Genomic DNA, 17,887 nt, shown 5'->3' with positions numbered 1-17,887 from the left:
TTTTAAACGCATAATTAGTTCTTTCTATCTAACTTTATAGAGATTTTAAGTAAGATATGATTAGATATAATTTCATAAATAATAAAAATATGCGCACTCATGCTAAATAATTTATCATTACGGAAGAAAATATTATTATTGATTGGTGGAACAATTACCGTTTTACTAATTATCGCCTCAACATTTTTTGTTAAACACATTGCTAATCTCTCTAGAGAAAACATAGAAAACGAAGCACAAAGTTATCTACAGACCGAGCAACTTTCAATGCAAAGTTACTTTGCGATGTACGGTAAAATGGTATCAACCTTTGTTAATAACCCACATTTAATCAATTTTTTTGAAAATTGGGATACTCGCGATCAAGCACTCGAAAGCGCGCCAGGTTACAACGAAGTAAACCAAGACTTTGTGCGTTTAAGCTCAAACGACGAAAACATTTTATCGGCCTTTTTTGCCTCAGCAACCACCGGTGAATACTTTAAAGAAAATGAACGTACAAGTCACTACAACGGCCAGCCTTATTACGCCTACAAGCGTGGTTGGTGGCAAGAAGCCATGCAAGTTAACAAACTTTATGTAGGTCCAATCTCTGTTGATTTAACCACAGGCGTAGCATCTGCAGTAGTACAACAACCTGTTTATAACGCACAGCGTAAACTCATTGGTATGGGCGGTGTTGATTTACAACTAAACAAAATTAACGACATGGTCGAAAATATTCGCTTTAACGGCCAAGGTTATGGATTTTTACTCGATGGAAATCAAAAAGTAGTTCACTTTTCAAAAGCCACTGGACACAAACTTTCAATTACAGATGAAGGTGCAAACGGTAAAGAAGGACTCGATGCGCTTGAACAACAATTCACAGATACCGCAGGCTTTAAAGAGTTAAACACACAAATGCGAAATAACCTTGAAGGCAGCCAAATGGTTACCTTTAAAGGAGAGCAGTTTTATGTGGTTTACCATCGCTTACAGCTAGAGCAGCCTCATATAGATTGGTATGTAGGTCTACTTATTCCTACTAGCATGATTGAAGAGCCCGTAAATGCCGCAGTAACCGCAACAACAACTGCAGTAGTTATTATCTTAATTATTATATTAGCCATGATTTTATGGGCTACCCATATGATTTCAAAACCCATCACAACACTTACGCACATTATGCGTGATATAGCATCGGGCGAAGGCGATCTTACTCAAAAAATTGATATTGATAGCCAAGATGAAGTCGGCCAACTGGCCAATCACATGAATACGTTTATTGATAAGTTACGCGCCATGATGCTCGAAACCGCAGCTCAAGCAGAGCAACTAAGCAACGCAGCAGCTCAACTAAGACATGTTTCTGAGCAAACTAATTCTGAAATTCAACAAGAGAAGCAACAAGTTGATAGCGTGAGCGCTGCGGTAACTGAAATGGCAACTACCGTGCTTGAAATATCACGTAATGCACAACATACAAATAACGCAGCTGAAGAAGTACAAGCAATTACAGCTGAAGGTGCAAGCCGTTCTACACAGGCGCAAAAAGTAATGACTGAACTGGCGTTGCATATTGGTGAAGCATCTAAAGTGGTAGCAGGCCTTGAGCAAGAAAGTAATAATATTGGTGCATTAGTCGATGTTATTAACTCAATTGCCGATCAAACCAATTTACTTGCACTTAATGCGGCTATAGAGGCTGCTCGTGCTGGCGAACACGGTCGAGGCTTTGCCGTTGTTGCGGATGAAGTGCGCTCACTAGCAAGCCGTACACAAGAATCAACTGACGATATTCGTAATATGATTTCGCGCTTGCAGCAAATAGCTCAACAGGCCTCGGTGATGATGCAACAAGGACAAGACCAAACAGAAGGCTCAGTGCTGCAAACTAAAGAAGTACTTAGCTCACTTCACAATATTGCGCAGTCGGTCACTAAAGTACAAGACCAAAGTCATCAAATAGCAACATCAACTGAGGAGCAAACAGTCGTTGCTGAAGATATTAACACGAGCCTTTCGGCAATTAATAACTTAGTGAACAGTACCGCTGACCATGCACACACCCTCGCTGACGAAGCTCGTGACTTAAGTGATTTAGCTGCAGCGCTTAACAAAACGGTTAATCAATTTAAATTATAAAACTCTCATTTAATAGCTGTGTTTAAGCGTCAAACTTAAGCGCAGCTATAACCCTTGTTTTTAATTTATTTAGCACCATATCTTTACAGTTCGCTACTATCTTTACTGTAATTGAGTAATACAAAGTTATTTTTGCGAACCAGATCAAATTTTTCGATTTTATACACAGATCTTTTTATTGAGATAGTTTGTTGTTTGGCAGAGTCTGGTATAGTAGCGCACGTAATAAACAGTGCTTTTTGAGCGGTTTAATACAATATTGCTAATTAATATGTTCTAAGTGTTATTTAAAAGCACATATTAATTACCAATTGTTAAAAATGGGTTAGCCGATACTCGGCTGACAAAGAATACATTGTAACGGTTTTATCATGATATCTAATTTATTTACCAAGCTTTTTGGTAGTCGCAATGACCGCACTATTAAAAACTTAAGAAAGACGGTCGCGCTAATCAATGCGCTAGAAACGCAACTTGAAGCGCTTTCTGATGAAGATTTAAGAGCTAAAACAGCTGAGTTTAGAGAACGTTACGATAACGGACAAGGCCTTGACGACATTCTACCTGAAGCTTTTGCTGTGGTACGTGAAGCGTCAAAGCGTGTAAATGGCATGCGTCATTTCGACGTGCAGTTATTAGGTGGTATGGTTTTACATCAAGGTCGCATTGCAGAAATGCGTACCGGTGAAGGTAAAACATTAACAGCTACCCTACCAGCTTATTTAAACGGCTTAACAGGCAAAGGTGTTCACGTAATTACTGTGAATGACTACCTTGCTAAACGTGATGCTGAAACCAACCGTGCGTTATTTGAATTTTTAGGCCTTACTGTAGGCTGTAACGTACCTGGTATGATGCCACAGCAGAAGAAGCTAGCTTATACTGCTGACATTACGTACGGTACAAATAACGAATTTGGTTTTGACTACCTTCGCGATAATATGGCTTTTAGTATTGATGAACGTGTTCAGCGTCCATTATTTTATGCTGTAGTCGATGAAGTGGATTCAATCTTAATCGATGAAGCGCGTACTCCGCTTATTATTTCAGGCCCAGCTGAGGACAGCTCTGAGCTATACACTGAAATAAATACCATCGTTCCTTTACTTGAACTTCAAGAAAAAGAAGACGAAGAAGGTGTTGAAGGCGACGGCGATTACACTATTGATGAAAAGTCTAAGCAAGTTCATTTAACAGAACGTGGTCAAATTAAAGTAGAAGAGCTACTTACTGAACGCGGCTTAATTGAAGAAGGCGATTCGCTTTACTCAGCAGCAAGCATTACGCTACTAAGTCACGTTTATGCGGCCCTTCGTGCTCACAAGCTATACCAAAAAGATGTTGATTACGTTGTAAAAGAAAACGAAGTAATCATTATCGATGAGCATACTGGTCGTTCAATGGAAGGTCGTCGTTGGTCAGAAGGTTTACACCAAGCTGTTGAAGCTAAAGAAGGTGTAAATATTCAGAACGAAAACCAAACACTTGCATCTATTACGTTCCAAAACTACTTCCGTTTATACGAAACACTAGCAGGTATGACAGGTACTGCCGATACTGAAGCTTTTGAGTTTCAATCTATCTACGGCCTAGATACCGTTGTTATGCCAACTAATAAGCCAATGGTTCGTGATGATCGCGCCGACTTAGTTTATCTAACGCAAGAAGAAAAATACGAAGCAATTTTAATTGACATTAAAGACTGCCAAGACCGCGGACAACCGGTACTTGTAGGTACTATTTCAATTGAAAGTTCTGAGTATTTATCACAGTTTTTACGCAAAGAAAAAATTAAGCACAACGTACTTAATGCTAAATTTCATGCGCAAGAAGCTGACATCGTTTCAGACGCGGGCCTGCCAGGTACAGTAACAATTGCAACCAACATGGCCGGTCGTGGTACCGATATCGTGTTAGGCGGCAACTGGAACAGTGAAGTTGAAAAACTTGAGAACCCAACTGCTGAGCAAATTGCTGATATTAAAGCGGCTTGGAAAATTCGCCATGATGCAGTAATTGATGCCGGCGGTTTACATATCATTGGTACTGAACGTCACGAATCTCGTCGTATAGATAACCAATTACGTGGTCGTTCTGGTCGTCAAGGTGACGCCGGCTCTAGCCGTTTCTACCTATCGATGGACGATGCACTAATGCGTATCTTCGCTGGTGAACGCATGACTAACATGATGCGTAAACTAGGTATGCAACGCGGTGAAGCAATTGAACATCCATGGGTTAACCGTGCGATTGAAAATGCACAGCGTAAAGTAGAAGCACGTAACTTTGATGTTCGTAAGCAATTACTTGAGTACGATGATGTAGCAAACGATCAACGTCGCGTTGTTTACTCTCAACGTAATGAGCTACTTGAAGAAGGCGATATTTCAGAAACTATCACAGCAATTCGTGGTGATGTTCTTGCTGGTGTAATTGATCAGTACATTGCACCGCAAAGCCTTGCTGAAATGTGGGATATTCCTGGCCTTGAAGAGCGTTTAAAGCAAGACTTCTTAATTGAGTTACCAATCACTCAGTGGTTAGCTGATGACAATAAGCTATATGAAGAAAAGCTTCGTGAGCGTATTGAAGAAGCTGTTGAGCAGTCATACAAGCAAAAAGAAGAGCAAGTAGGCGATTCTGTTTTACGTCAGTTTGAAAAAGCGATTATGCTACAAAGTCTTGATCAACATTGGAAAGATCACCTTGCTGCGATGGATCACTTACGCCAAGGTATTCATTTACGTGGTTACGCGCAAAAGAATCCTAAGCAAGAGTACAAGCGTGAATCGTTTGAGTTGTTTTCTGAAATGCTTGAAAACTTGAAAGTAGATGTTGTAAGCATCCTAAGTAAAGTACAAGTACGCGCAGAAGAAGATGTTGAAAAAGTAGAAGAGCAACACCGTAAAAGTGAAAATGCTCCTCGCGAATACCAACATGAAGAAGCTGAGCAAGTAGGTGGCGAAGCGCCAGCACCAGAAACAGCGACTGTAATGGCTCGTACAGAACCAAAAGTAGGTCGTAATGACCCTTGTCCTTGTAAATCAGGCCAAAAATTCAAACAATGTTGCGGTAAATTAAAATAGCCCAATATTGTTATTAGCTTATTAAAAAGCGGCGCTAGCGTCGCTTTTTTTATGGAGTTTTAAAGTAATGACTATAGAAATTGTACATGTAGCTGTTGGTGTTATTAAGAAGAATAACGCTATATTCATTTGTAAACGCGCAGATGAACAACATCAAGGCGGTTTATGGGAATTTCCTGGTGGCAAAGTAGAAGCAGGTGAAAGTGTTTTTGTTGCACTTAAACGCGAGCTTATTGAAGAAGTTGGATTAACAATTCACAGCTCTAGTCAACTTATGGTGATTGAACATGACTACGGCGATAAGTGCGTTAAATTAGATGTACACGTAGTGAGTAACTTTAGCGGTGAAGCACATGGCGCTGAAGGACAACCTAGTGAATGGGTAGCAATTAGTGAATTAGAAAATTATGATTTCCCTGAAGCTAATGCTGAAATTATCCAGAAAATAGTAGCCCGATACGCATAACAAACTAGGTACAAGTGAGCGCAATGAACATCTCAATACAAAATAAGCTAAGCGAACAATTAGCATTAAATCCTGAGTTAACTCAAGTTAGTGTGATTGGTAGCGGCCATATAAATAGTACATGGCTACTTAGATGTATTGATAAACAGTTTATTGTGCAAAAACTTAATACTGAGGTATTTAAATACCCTGCTCAGTTAGTAAGTAATGCAAAACTAATTGAGCAGCATTTAAATACCAAACAACTACAAAGCAACTACCCCCTTGAAACAGTTAAGCATATAGCTACGCAGAACAATGAATACTTAATAGAAATAGATAACGAACACTATCGTGTACTTGATTATATTAGTGACAGCTACAGCGAAGACGTTGTTAAAAACACGCAACAGAGCGAGCAAGCGGCTTACGCTTTTGGTGTATTTACGCATGCCTTGCAAGACTTTGATGCACAACAACTACATACTGTAATTCCTGATTTTCATAACTTAGCGATGCGCTTTGAGCAATTAAATACCGCAATCACAAATAACTCTGTAAATAGAGTAAAGCACTGCGCTGACGAAATAGAATATTGCTTATCGCAGCAGCATTTAATTACTGAGCTTAGTAGTATAGCTAAGCAGATACCACTAAGAGTGTGTCATAACGATACAAAAATAAATAATATGCTGTTTTGTAGTGCAACTCACAAAGCAAAAGCAGTGATTGATTTAGATACCTGCATGGCGGGATTTCGGCTTTATGATTTTGGTGACATGGTACGCACTTTCTGCTCCCCCGAAGCCGAGGATTCAACAAACTTACGCAACGTTGTTATTCGAAAAGATATATTTTCAGCCATTGTTAAAGGCTATGTAACGCCATTAAAAAGTAGCATGAGTAAACAAGAACAAGAAAGCCTGCTGCTAGGCGCTAAAATAATGCCGCTCATGTTAAGTGTGCGCTTTTTAACTGATTACTTAAATAACGATGTGTACTTTAAAGTGGCTCATGCAGAGCACAATTTAGAGCGCGTACAAAACCAACTCGCGCTTTATAAAAACATACTGAGTAACGAAGAATGGATGCACGCGTGCTTAGTCGATGAACAAATTCAAGATACAAAAAAACCAGTAAGCTAAAAACTTACTGGTTTTTATTATTTACATACAATGTAATTACCAGATTTTTACGCGGTCTTCTGGTTTGATATACATTTTATCACCTTCTTTTACGTCAAACGCTTCGTAAAACTCAGGCATATTCGACAAGATACCGATTACACGGTAGTGACTTGGTGAATGAGGGTCTGTTAATAAACGATTACGTAACTCTTCATCGCGATAGTTACGACGCCAAATTTGTGACCAACCCATAAAGAAACGTTGATCGCCTGTGTAACCATCAACCACAGGTGCTTTTTTATCACCTAAAGATAGCATATACGCTTTATGCGCAACCGTTAAGCCACCTAAGTCACCAATGTTTTCGCCAAGCGTTAGCTCGCCATTAACACTTGCATCTTCAAATGGTTTATATTCGTTATACTGTGCAACTAAAGCCGCTGTACGCTCTTCAAATTGCTTAAGGTCAGTCTCACTCCACCAGTTACGTAAGTTACCGTCACCGTCATATTTAGCACCTTGGTCGTCAAAACCATGACCAAGCTCGTGACCAATTACTGCGCCAATTGCGCCGTAGTTTACAGCATCATCCGCTTCTAAATTAAAGAATGGCGGTTGTAAAATAGCAGCAGGGAATACAATTTCATTGTTTACTGGATTGTAATACGCATTTACCGTTTGCGGAGTCATATGCCACTCAGAGCGATCAACTGGTTTACCCAATTTAGCAATCATGTCTGCGTATGCCCATTCGCTATAACGAATGTAATTGCCTACTAGCTCATCTGAGTTAATCTCTAGCTCAGAGTAATCTTTCCACGTGTCTGGGTAACCAATTTTAGGCGTAAATTTGTCTAGTTTTTCTTTCGCTGCAAGCTTTGTTTCAGGGCTCATCCACTCAAGATTTTCGATAGCAACGCCATAACCTTTAATTACGTTATCAACTAACTCTTCCATGCGTGCTTTAGCTTCTGGCGGGAAGTTATCTTTAACGTATACCTTACCTAAAATTTCACCAAGTACACTGTTAGATGCATCAACCGCTTGCTTCCAAAGAGGTGCTTGTTCTTCTACGCCACGAAGTGTTGTGCTGTAAAAGTCAAAGTTAAGGTTAACTAAATCTTCACTAAGTAGCTCTGCATAACCACTTACAAAATGAAATTTTAAGTAGTTTTTCCACGTCGCTAAATCAGTGTCTTTGTAAATAGTAGCGAGTGCTTCTAAGTAGCTTGGTTGACGTACAATAATGTCACTTGCACTCACACCTGCATCTTTAAAGAATGCAGCTAAATCAAGGTCGCCCATCAACTTGCTTGCGTCTGCTACTGTCATCTTGTTATAAGATTTAGTTGCGTCACGGCTTTGCACGCGGCTCCACTGTGCATCAGCTAGTGTTTTTTCAAATGCAAGTACGCTCTTAGCAGCTTCTGCTGCATTCTTAACGCCTGACTTAGCTAAAACATCAGTGATGTATTGCTCGTAAGAAGCGCGAATTTTAGTGAATTTTTCGTCATTGTTTGAGTAATAATCACGATCTGGTAAACCAAGACCCGACTGAGATAAATACAATGCATACTCGCTTGAATTTTTAGCATCGTTATTTACAAACCAACCAAACGGTAAAGTACCACCTTGTTTTTGAATTTTAGCCATTAAACCCACTAAATCAGCTTTAGATTTAACACTATCAATTGTATCTAATGACGGTTGTAATGGCGTAATACCTAGCTCATTACGCGCATCTTTATTCATATAGCTTTTATAAAATGCACCAATTTTGTACTCATCACTGCCTTTTTTAGCGGCTTTGTTTGCGGCTGCACTTTCAAGGGCTATTTTCATCGCTTTTTGCGACTCATCATATAACTGCGAAAAAGAACCGTAGTTAGATTTATCACCTGGTATTTCAGTTTTAGCTAACCACTCGCCATTTACATGGTAGTAAAAATCGTCTTGTGCGCGTACTGAACTATCCATATTAGCTAATTCAATACCAAGCTCTAGTGGTTTTTCAGCAGGTGCTGTCACTACTGGAGTGTCGGTTACTTTAGTTTCTTGTTGTTTTTCACCACAACCTACCAAGCCAAGTGCAAGTGCAATACTTGCAGCGGCCATTGTTACTTTATTCATAATGATTCCGTTTGTTAGTTAGAATTTAATACCAACTCCATTAAATTCTTGAATATAGCAGGAGTAAAAATAGCACTGCCTACACGCTTTTACTTAATGGAATGGGTATCAGGGACTTCAATCAATATACATTACCAGCCAGTATCATAAACCTCATTAGGGCAACAATAAAATGGAATATGTAACAAAGTATTTTGAATGCGGTGAGCTGCCAAATTGACCCCACCAATAACAAGATGGTGGGTAGTTAAGGCTCGCTTTTATTTTTTCCATGAAGCGCTAAACGCTCAAGTTTTTCTTTTAAAGAAGGAGGGGCCGAAGATGCTATGGCGTTTAAGTAATCAGCTGTTTGCTCACTCATTTTACGAGAGTTGGTAACTGCAGGACTGCCCGACTTATTCGCAGTACTTAATCGCTGAGTCGCCTGAGGATTTGCCGTGATTTTTATTTGCCCAAGCTCTGCCATCCCGGCGGCTCTAAAATGTGAAAGCATATCCATTTTTAAATAATTAAGCCTAAGCGCGATAGGTGCAGATACCGCCTCGATCATTAGCGTACCGTCTCGGTAATTACTTACTCGGCATTTATCACCCAACTTAGGACCTAAAAAATCTTTTAATAAGGTTTGCTGTGTATCAAGTGCTTGGCTTTTGCCTGCATAAGCCGATAAACGATTATTTAACCCCGCCATAATATCGGTTAGCGGTTTTGGTGCATATCTATCTTTAGCCATTTTACACCTCGTAAAAGCTCACTTAGACCCAGAGATAATACTCTGGACCCAAGTATACACTGCCTATTAATACTACGCGCCGGCTATTTGCATTTGCTCTATTAATATTGAGCCAGTTTGAATACCACCACGGCGCTCTATGTCACCACCAATAGCAGATATACCTTTAAACATATCTTTTAAATTACCAGCAATGGTAATTTCACTTACTGGATATTGTATTTCACCATTTTCAACCCAAAAACCAGCAGCACCACGAGAGTAATCACCTGTTACTGTGTTTACGCCCTGCCCCATTAGCTCGGTTACTAATAAGCCTGTGCCCATGGTTTTTAATAGTGCAGTTAAATCGTTATGAGTTTGTTCAACAAGCCAGTTATGTATACCGCCCGCATGCCCTGTTGGCGTCATATTCATTTTACGCGCGGCATAGCTTGCTAATAAATAAGTTTGTAACTCGCCGCCTTGAATAATTTCTCTGTCGAATGTTTTAACACCTTCGCTATCAAACGGTGACGATGCCAATCCTTTTAAAATATGCGGGCGCTCAGCTATATTCACACAATTACTAAATACTTGCGTGCCTAAGCTATCGAGTAAAAAACTTGATTTACGATAAAGCGCGCCACCACCAATTGCCGACACTAAGTGACCAAACAATGAGTTTGCAATATCAGCTCTAAAAATAACAGGCACTTTCATTGTGCCTAGCTTTTGACTATTTAATTTAGCGAGCGTTTCAGCTGCCGCTTCAAGCCCAACTGCCGCTGCGTCATTTAAACCCGCTTGATCGCGCGCAACCGTATAAGCAGAGTCGCGTTGCATCTGTTCGCCATCTTGACCTATCACCATAGTGCTAATGCTATGACGAGTACGTGGAAAGCCCGTTATCAAACCATGGCTGTTACCATAAACACGTAGCCCTTGATGCGATGAAAAGCTCGCACCATCAGAGTTAACAATACGCTCATCAGCATTTAGTGCAGCTTGCTCAGCAGCATGACAAAGCTCAATGCCTTCCTCAGGACTTACATCCCAAGGGTGGTATAAATCTAAATCTTTAGGATTAAATTCTAGCAATTCTTTATCAGCAACGCCGTTAAATGGGTCATCAGATGTAAACTTAGCTATATCAATCGCTTTTTCTACTACCATACGCAACGTTTTTGGATTTAAATCAGCGGTTGACGCCGAGCCTTTATTATTACCAACATATACGCTAATGCCTAAGCCGCCATCTTGGTTAAACTCAATGGTTTCTACTTCACCCATTCGAGTACTAACCGATAAACCAGATGTACTAGACATGGCCGCTTCGGCAGCTGTAGCGCCTAATTTTTTAGCATGTTCGAGTACTTCTGCTACCGCATCTTTAACTTGCGATATTTGAGAATAAATTGGATCGTTTTGTTGGCTTTTCATAAATTAAGTCCTGAGCCTTAGAGGCATAATGCACGCATTTCTTATATTTAAATGCTAACACACTCAATGCATCACATCAGCTAATATTCCTAAGTATCATATTCATGTATAATGGCAAAAGTTATTTTTATTTAAGAGCACCCCATGGCAAAGAAAAAAGGCAAGCCTGCTGAAATTGAAGAAGAAATTGAATATGTATCAAGAACGGAGCTTAAGCGCGAAGCGCAAGAGTTTCATCAGTTAGGTACTGAAATTGCCAAAATGGGTAAAAAACAGCGCGAACGCCTGCCATTAAATGACGATTTAAAAGCGGCAATGGTTGTTGCTGATAAAATAAGTAATAAAAGCGATGCGTATCGCCGTCACTTAAACTACATTGCTAAAACGTTGCGTACTGTAGAAAACATTGACGCTATTAGAGCGATTATCGATGTAATGCTTAATAAAAATAACCAAGCTGAAGTATTGGTCAAAAAAATTGAGCAACTACGTTCAGACTTAATTGAACAAGGTGATGATCTTATCAATGAGACTATTGAGCAGTTCCCGTCTCTTGATCGTCAGCAAATGCGTCAATTGGTTCGTAATGCGGCAAAAGAAGCGAAAGCTGAAAAGCCAGGTAAAGGTTATAAAGAGTTATTTCAATATCTCAAAGATGCACATACCGTTACGTATTAATTAGACCGTATTAATTGATATTTTATTAAAAAAGGTGCTTCGGCACCTTTTTTGTTATAGATCAAACCGCCTCCCTGCGTACTTTTTTATAATCCCCCTAAATAAATACTTAGGTGCGCGTGATGATTAAACTTCCACAGTGGGATCAAACCCTAATAAACAAATATAATGTGTCTGGCCCGCGTTATACCTCATACCCCACGGCTCTATCACTGCGTGACGGTTATCAGCAACAAAACTTACTAAACGCGATAGAATCGTCAACGAGTCGTTCACTTTCTTTATATATTCATATTCCATTTTGTAGTCAGCTTTGCTACTACTGTGGCTGTAATAAAATAATTACCCGCCATCAATCTAAAGCAGATACGTATCTCGACTTTTTAGCAAAAGAAATTACTGCTCAAGCGCATTTATTTAAAAGCTACACGGTTGAGCAATTACATTTAGGTGGCGGTACACCCACTTTTTTAACCGCAAAACAAATGACCCGTTTAATAAAGCTTTTAGAGCAGCACTTTAATTTTACGCGAACTACTGAACGCGGTATTGAAATAGATCCACGTTCGCTTGCCGATAACATGCTTGTTGATTTAAGGATGCTTGGCTTTAATCGTGTCTCGTTTGGGATTCAAGACTTTAACGACGACGTGCAACTTGCTGTTAATCGTCCGCAAAATGCAGATACGGTTAAGCAATTAATTACACAAGCTCGCGAGCTGGGATTTCAATCTATTAATGCAGATATGATTTACGGGCTTCCTCTGCAAACACCAGAGAGCTTTAAGCAAACTATAGAGCAACTTATTGAGTTAAGCCCTGACCGAGTATCGGTGTTTAACTACGCGCATTTACCAGAGCGCTTTGCCGCACAGCGAAAGATTAAAGATGCAGATTTACCCAGCGCACATAATAAACTCACCATGTTTAAAAATACGCTGGAGCAGATGACGCAAGCAGGCTATCAATTTATTGGTATGGACCACTTTGCAAAAATCGACAACGAACTAGCTGTTGCGCAAAATGAAGGGAAATTACATCGTAATTTTCAAGGTTATACAACCCATGGAAATTGTGATTTATTAGGCTTAGGCGTGTCATCCATTTCGCAAATTGGCACTGCCATTTTACAAAATCAAAAAGAATTAAAACATTATTACCACAGCGTAGAAACACAAAGCGGCTGTGCTCTTAATAAAGGTATGCATTTAACACATGATGATGTAATTCGTGCTGATGCAATTAAGCAGCTCATTTGCCAGTTTGAATTAGATATACAAGACTTTAGTAAAAAGCATGCGCTTATATTTAATGACTACTTTGAGGATGCGTTAATTGCGCTTACGCCACTTATAAAAGATGAACTAGTCACTATAAATGATAATAAAATTAGCGTAACACCACGCGGCAACTTATTCATTCGTATTATTTGCATGTGCTTTGACGCTCATTTACAAAAACAAATAAATGCGACACGTTTTTCACGAGTGATTTAACTAAAAACTGTCCGGCATAAAAAAGCAGACCAAGGTCTGCTTTTTCTGAGTACTCGAAAAACTAGTTAAAAACCACTTTATCGCTGCCAGGAGCCGCTTTAAACTCAACGATAATTTTAGCGCAATCGGCTTTAACTTCATCTTTAAGTGTTTCTTCAGCTTGCCAGCGAGCCTTATCTAGCTTAAAAATCTCTTTTTTAGCGTATTTTTTACGTGCATCGTGTGTCGGCATTTCTTTAACTACCTGGTACATTTTATAAATGCCAGGATATTGCGTCGTTAAATCACGCTCGCTCTCAAAGCCATATTGAGACATAAGCACCCAAATACGTAAACAGCCTTCAGAAAACTCACACTGCTCTTCATTCATTGCACGCGCAATTAAATGAATACTATCGGCTAGTTTGGCATTTCGCTTTAAACGCGACTTCTCAAGCTTTTGCTTTTGTTCAGCCTGCGTTTTAGCAATTAACTTTTTTTGCGCATTTAACTTGTACAGCAACTGACCCGCATAAAATGCCAGACCAACTATTATAGCAGCGCCTAAAAGTAAGGCTAAAATTACCGCGGTACTCATTATTTATCCTTACTATTTGTCGTCTTCATCTAACCATTCGTTGGCTAAATCGTCAGATAAGTATTGATCGAAATCAGAATTGCCTTTGCTTTCAATATCATCTTCAAGGTCATCTTCAAATTCGTCTTCATCCTCGTCTTCAATACCAAGAATTTCACATAACGCCTGATGACGAGCAATACGGCTATTAAAGTACTTAGCATCTTTACCTGTTAGCATTTCACCTTCTTCATGACGCTCTACTAATTTAAGTAAACGTTCGTCATTCTCAAGTGCTTCTAGCTCTTGTTCAGGTGTGAATTCAGGCTCGATTACCTTTTTCAACTCAATAGTTGGCTTTAAGTTGCGTTTCATTTCAACTTTAGGCTCAGGCGCAGTTGCAATTAATGGTACTGGCTTTTTACTGCCTACACGCTTATCTTTAGGCGCGTGACCACCATTGTGGCTTTCGCTATCTAGTAAATCTGGCGCGTTACGAGAACCTGGCTTAGCGCCTTTGGTTTTTTTAACTCGCTGCTCTTTTAATGCGCGCATTTCTTTAAGCTTATCTTGGCTTAAACGAACAGGTCCGTTTGCTGGGCTTTTGCGTGACTTTTTAGTTCTACTCATATCTTGATCATCTCACTTAAGAGGTTTTGAGCGAAGCGCAAATTAATGGGCATCGCAGTGCTGGCCTAGCCAGAAGAATTCAGTTTGCGCTATAGAGGTTGGGTTTCCCCATTTAAAAGCGCCTTAGCTAATTAATCGCTAATTTTAAACGGTGGGTATTGTAACAGGACAAATAAAAAGGCGGTAGAGAAAACATCTCTACCGCCTGCTAATCTGAGCGCCATTATCTGGACACTTCTCCCTTCGACTTTTTTTAGTCTTTATTATTTTTATTATTATCAGTCCGTATTGTTATTATTTTTACGTTCCTTGTTACATTCCATTTTGTTTTTATTATTAAACTTCCATGAGTTTTTTATTATTATCGGTCATCCTGACACTTTTTTATTATTTCCTTTAGTAGCACTAATCTTATGCTATGTAGTCATGCCGCGTTACTTTCCTTGATAGTTATTTCCGTTTTGTTATTGTTGTTTTGCGACAGTGGTTAATTTACTCGTTAATGATTTTGTTACAACTGGTTTATATAACTTTTATTATATTAATTACATTAGGATATTAAAATTAACATAAATTATAACAACTTAAGGTGCAACAAGGAATAAAAAGAAGACTTATCCTACAACCAAACATGGTCAATGTCTTACATTTAAGCGGGCGATATCGTTAATTTTTGACACAAAAAAAGCAGCCAGGGCTGCTTTTTTAACACATTGTAGTTTATTTATTATTAACTGCTAAATAAATACGACTTTAGTGTAAGCCACCTAAATACTGAGAAAGTACTTCAATGTCTTTATCTGTTAATTTCTTTGCAATGTCGCCCATCATGCCATTTAAGTCATTATGACGAGTACCATCACGGAATTTTTCAAGTTGAGACTTGATGTATCCTGGATGCTGAAAAGAAATTTTTGGAAACTTAGCCAGTGACGAGCCATTACCACGTGGACCATGACATGCTGCACATGATGGAATTCCACGCTCTGCGTCGCCTGCTTTAAAAAGCATTTCGCCAACTTCAACAACATCTTTAGGTGTAGCACCTTCAGACATGTTCATTGAAGAAAAATAAGCAGCTAGATCTTTCATGTCTTGCTCGCTAAGTGGCATAGCCATAGCGCTCATTACTGGATCCATACGCCCTTCTTTGCCGCCTGACGTCATACCTAATTTTAAATCCTGAAGTTGCTTAAGGATATAATCTGGATGTTGACCTGCAATTTTAGGGTAAATATTAACCGGCGCATTACCGTCTGGGCCGTGACAAGCCGCACACGTTGCTGATTTTTCTTTACCTGCGTTTACATCGCCATCAAATGCTGTTGCGTTGCTTGCTGACAACGCACCAAGCAATATTGTTAAAGATAGTGCTATTTTTTTCATGGTGAATTCTCTGTTTCCGACCCTGTATCATCTACAATCGTGATGCTGTAATACATATATTCTACACGATAATAAATTCTCTGGCACGTTTTCTACACATATTAAGCTTATAATTTACAGGGTTTTGACTTAGATTAAGCTTTAACATGTTTTAAATGTACCATAGGTGCTGTTTTTAGGTGGTTAAATACGCTTTTTAATACATCCTTTATAGTATAAAATACGCGCCCTGAGTGAATTTGGTTTACTCAACGTTATTTTTTTAAGTTTTAGGAGAGCCTGTGCTCAAATCTCGTATCAAATATAATACTGCGTCTTTCGTAACAAGCGCTCCCGACATTACTAAATTACCTGCTGATACGGGAATTGAAGTTGCGTTTGCCGGTCGCTCCAACGCAGGTAAGTCGAGTGCATTAAATGCATTAACCGATCAAAAACTAGCACGTACAAGTAAAACACCTGGACGTACTCAGCTAATCAATACATTTGATTTAGCTGATGTTGACGATATGCGCCTTATCGATTTACCAGGCTATGGTTTTGCTAAAGTACCAATCGAAATGAAAAAGAAATGGCAGAAGTCGTTAGGCGAATATCTACAAAAGCGTCAAAGCTTAAAAGGTATTGTTATTTTAATGGATATTCGTCATCCATTAAAAGATTTAGACCGCGATTTAATTAATTGGGCTATTGGCAGTGAAATTCCAGTATTGGCTCTATTAACTAAAGCCGACAAGCTAAAGCAAGGTCCTCGTAAATCACAAGTGCTGCAAGTTCGTCGTGAATTAAGTGCGCTTGATGGGGATATTACAGTTCATGCATTTTCATCATTAAAAGGCACGGGTTTACCAGAAGTGGCTAAAAAACTAGATGAGTGGTTTTTAGGTCCTGTTATTGCTGTACCACCTACCGATGAAACAATCACAGACGAAACTAACCCAGAAGCCTAAACGCTGGCGTTACGATAAATAAAACTGCTTTCCTGCAGATTTAATAAAATAGCCGAGCTTGTCAGTCTCGGCTTTTTCAGCCCACTGATAAAATACACTTCGCGTAACACGCGCACTACAGCCATAAGGTAGCTTTAAATAAGGTACTTTAGACCCTTTGTAATCTTTTATAACTAAGGGTTGCTGAGCGCTCACTAACCACTGCCTAGCTAAATTATCAATACAACACAACACCGGCCCTTGCGCTGTATTTTCAAAACGCCAATCAACAATAATAAACGGCGCATCATCAACCGTTATTGTTATTTTTTCGGCCGGTGTTTTTAAATAAAATAGCTCACCTTCTTTACATAAAACAGAAGCAAACAGCTTCACCATGGCTAGGCGTGTTATTTCGCAGCCATCGTAAAACCATTTCCCCTCATGATTAATGACAATTGGCAGTTCACCACAATGAGTTGGCTGCCAACTATCAAAAGGTTTGCTTGGCTCGCTTAATTGCTTGCTAAGCTCACTTAAAGAAATCACTGCTTTTTAAGTGTAATTGCAAAAGTAACAGGTACTGCTGTTGCAATTGAAGGTAAGCCCGCTAGCTCTTGCAGCTTTTTAACGCCTTCGGTTACACCAAAATCAGCACTATTAATAATAATAGGTGTTAATGATGATACCGTTAAATCACCACTTTGCGTGCTGCTAACGAGTACATCAATTGCCAATGGCTTTTTATTACCGTGAAAATCAAGCTCAGCTTTAATACCCTTCAATACATATTGACCAGGCTTTTTAATATTACTCAGTTCTTTAGTTAAATTTGCAATTAAAACAGCATTTGGAAATTTATTCGCTTCGAACAACAATGACGTTAAACGCTCATTACGAATAGGAATTAAAGTTTCAGCTGATGTTAAATCAACATTAACGCTAAACTCACCTTTATCAGAAAGCATACCTTCAAGGTTAGTAAAATGGTGAGCTTCAGCAATCGAATCTTTTTTAATTGAAACAAAGCTTAGTTGGCTTTTATCATTCACTAGCTGCCAATTGGCCTGAGCAACATTAGAAATAACTAAACTTGATAAAGAAAAACCTGCAATAGCTAATGCTTTAAACATAACGCACTC

General features: G+C 39.2%; 15 protein-coding genes. 7 read left to right on the top strand and 8 right to left on the bottom strand.

Annotated features, from left to right (window positions below):
* The first annotated feature begins 99 nt into the window (after positions 1-99).
* The 4 genes from BW142_RS14915 to BW142_RS14900 all read left to right on the top strand — a co-directional run bounded on the left by BW142_RS14915 (position 100) and on the right by BW142_RS14900 (position 6,803).
* A complete protein-coding gene (locus tag BW142_RS14915) occupies positions 100-2,127 on the top strand; it encodes a methyl-accepting chemotaxis protein (RefSeq protein ID WP_076925356.1) in 2,028 nt (675 codons plus the stop codon).
* Between the two features lie 371 nt (positions 2,128-2,498).
* Positions 2,499-5,213, top strand: coding sequence for a preprotein translocase subunit SecA (secA, locus tag BW142_RS14910; protein ID WP_024600415.1), 2,715 nt, complete (start codon positions 2,499-2,501; stop codon positions 5,211-5,213).
* 67 nt (positions 5,214-5,280) lie between these two features.
* Positions 5,281-5,679 (top strand): 8-oxo-dGTP diphosphatase MutT, encoded by a 399-nt coding sequence (gene mutT / locus BW142_RS14905; RefSeq protein ID WP_024600414.1) that lies wholly within the window; start codon positions 5,281-5,283, stop codon positions 5,677-5,679.
* Positions 5,680-5,702: 23 nt separating this feature from the next.
* A complete protein-coding gene (locus BW142_RS14900) occupies positions 5,703-6,803 on the top strand; it encodes a phosphotransferase (RefSeq protein WP_076925355.1) in 1,101 nt (366 codons plus the stop codon).
* A 36-nt stretch (positions 6,804-6,839) separates the two neighbouring features.
* On the opposite strand, the gene BW142_RS14895 is transcribed toward BW142_RS14900, so the two are convergent.
* The 3 genes from BW142_RS14895 to pmbA all read right to left on the bottom strand — a co-directional run bounded on the left by BW142_RS14895 (position 6,840) and on the right by pmbA (position 11,070).
* Positions 6,840-8,915 (bottom strand): M13 family metallopeptidase, encoded by a 2,076-nt coding sequence (locus BW142_RS14895; protein ID WP_076925354.1) that lies wholly within the window; start codon positions 8,913-8,915, stop codon positions 6,840-6,842.
* A 247-nt stretch (positions 8,916-9,162) separates the two neighbouring features.
* Positions 9,163-9,648, bottom strand: a complete 486-nt coding sequence (locus BW142_RS14890; RefSeq protein WP_024605297.1) for a DUF721 domain-containing protein — start codon at positions 9,646-9,648, stop codon at positions 9,163-9,165.
* A gap of 72 nt (positions 9,649-9,720) precedes the next feature.
* A complete protein-coding gene (gene pmbA / locus BW142_RS14885; protein WP_076925353.1) occupies positions 9,721-11,070 on the bottom strand; it encodes a metalloprotease PmbA in 1,350 nt (449 codons plus the stop codon).
* A 144-nt stretch (positions 11,071-11,214) separates the two neighbouring features.
* Between pmbA and yjgA the strand changes: the two genes are divergently transcribed.
* A complete protein-coding gene (gene yjgA / locus BW142_RS14880) occupies positions 11,215-11,748 on the top strand; it encodes a ribosome biogenesis factor YjgA (RefSeq protein ID WP_007582068.1) in 534 nt (177 codons plus the stop codon).
* Between the two features lie 122 nt (positions 11,749-11,870).
* Complete coding sequence (gene hemN / locus BW142_RS14875) at positions 11,871-13,244, top strand: oxygen-independent coproporphyrinogen III oxidase (protein WP_076925352.1); 1,374 nt, start codon at positions 11,871-11,873, stop codon at positions 13,242-13,244.
* Between the two features lie 61 nt (positions 13,245-13,305).
* On the opposite strand, the gene BW142_RS14870 is transcribed toward hemN, so the two are convergent.
* From BW142_RS14870 to BW142_RS14860, 3 genes are all read right to left on the bottom strand, one after another.
* Positions 13,306-13,821 carry a DUF2489 domain-containing protein gene (locus tag BW142_RS14870; RefSeq protein ID WP_076925351.1) on the bottom strand — a complete coding sequence of 172 codons (516 nt, stop codon included), beginning with the start codon at positions 13,819-13,821 and terminating at the stop codon, positions 13,306-13,308.
* Positions 13,822-13,833: 12 nt separating this feature from the next.
* Positions 13,834-14,430, bottom strand: a complete 597-nt coding sequence (gene yihI / locus BW142_RS14865) for a Der GTPase-activating protein YihI (protein WP_076925350.1) — start codon at positions 14,428-14,430, stop codon at positions 13,834-13,836.
* Positions 14,431-15,183: 753 nt separating this feature from the next.
* Entirely contained in the window at positions 15,184-15,816 is a 633-nt protein-coding gene (locus BW142_RS14860; RefSeq protein ID WP_024600405.1) for a c-type cytochrome, read from the bottom strand.
* A 281-nt stretch (positions 15,817-16,097) separates the two neighbouring features.
* Here BW142_RS14860 and yihA point away from each other — a divergent pair, with 281 nt between their 5' ends.
* Entirely contained in the window at positions 16,098-16,766 is a 669-nt protein-coding gene (yihA, locus tag BW142_RS14855) for a ribosome biogenesis GTP-binding protein YihA/YsxC (RefSeq protein ID WP_076925349.1), read from the top strand.
* A 9-nt stretch (positions 16,767-16,775) separates the two neighbouring features.
* Here yihA and BW142_RS14850 read toward each other — a convergent pair whose 3' ends face one another.
* The gene (locus BW142_RS14850; RefSeq protein WP_076925348.1) at positions 16,776-17,294 is read right to left on the bottom strand and encodes a DUF1285 domain-containing protein; all 519 of its coding nucleotides are present in this window, start codon (positions 17,292-17,294) and stop codon (positions 16,776-16,778) included.
* Positions 17,291-17,878: a YceI family protein gene (locus BW142_RS14845; RefSeq protein WP_076925347.1), complete on the bottom strand. Its 588-nt coding sequence runs from the start codon at positions 17,876-17,878 to the stop codon at positions 17,291-17,293. Before BW142_RS14845 ends, BW142_RS14850 begins: the two co-directional genes overlap by 4 nt.
* Between the last annotated feature and the right edge of the window lie 9 nt (positions 17,879-17,887).

This window comes from Pseudoalteromonas sp. EB27, assembly GCF_001974875.1.
GTDB lineage: Bacteria > Pseudomonadota > Gammaproteobacteria > Enterobacterales > Alteromonadaceae > Pseudoalteromonas.
Note: the sequence above shows the minus strand (reverse complement) of the source record. Positions and strands in the feature narration are given on the sequence as shown.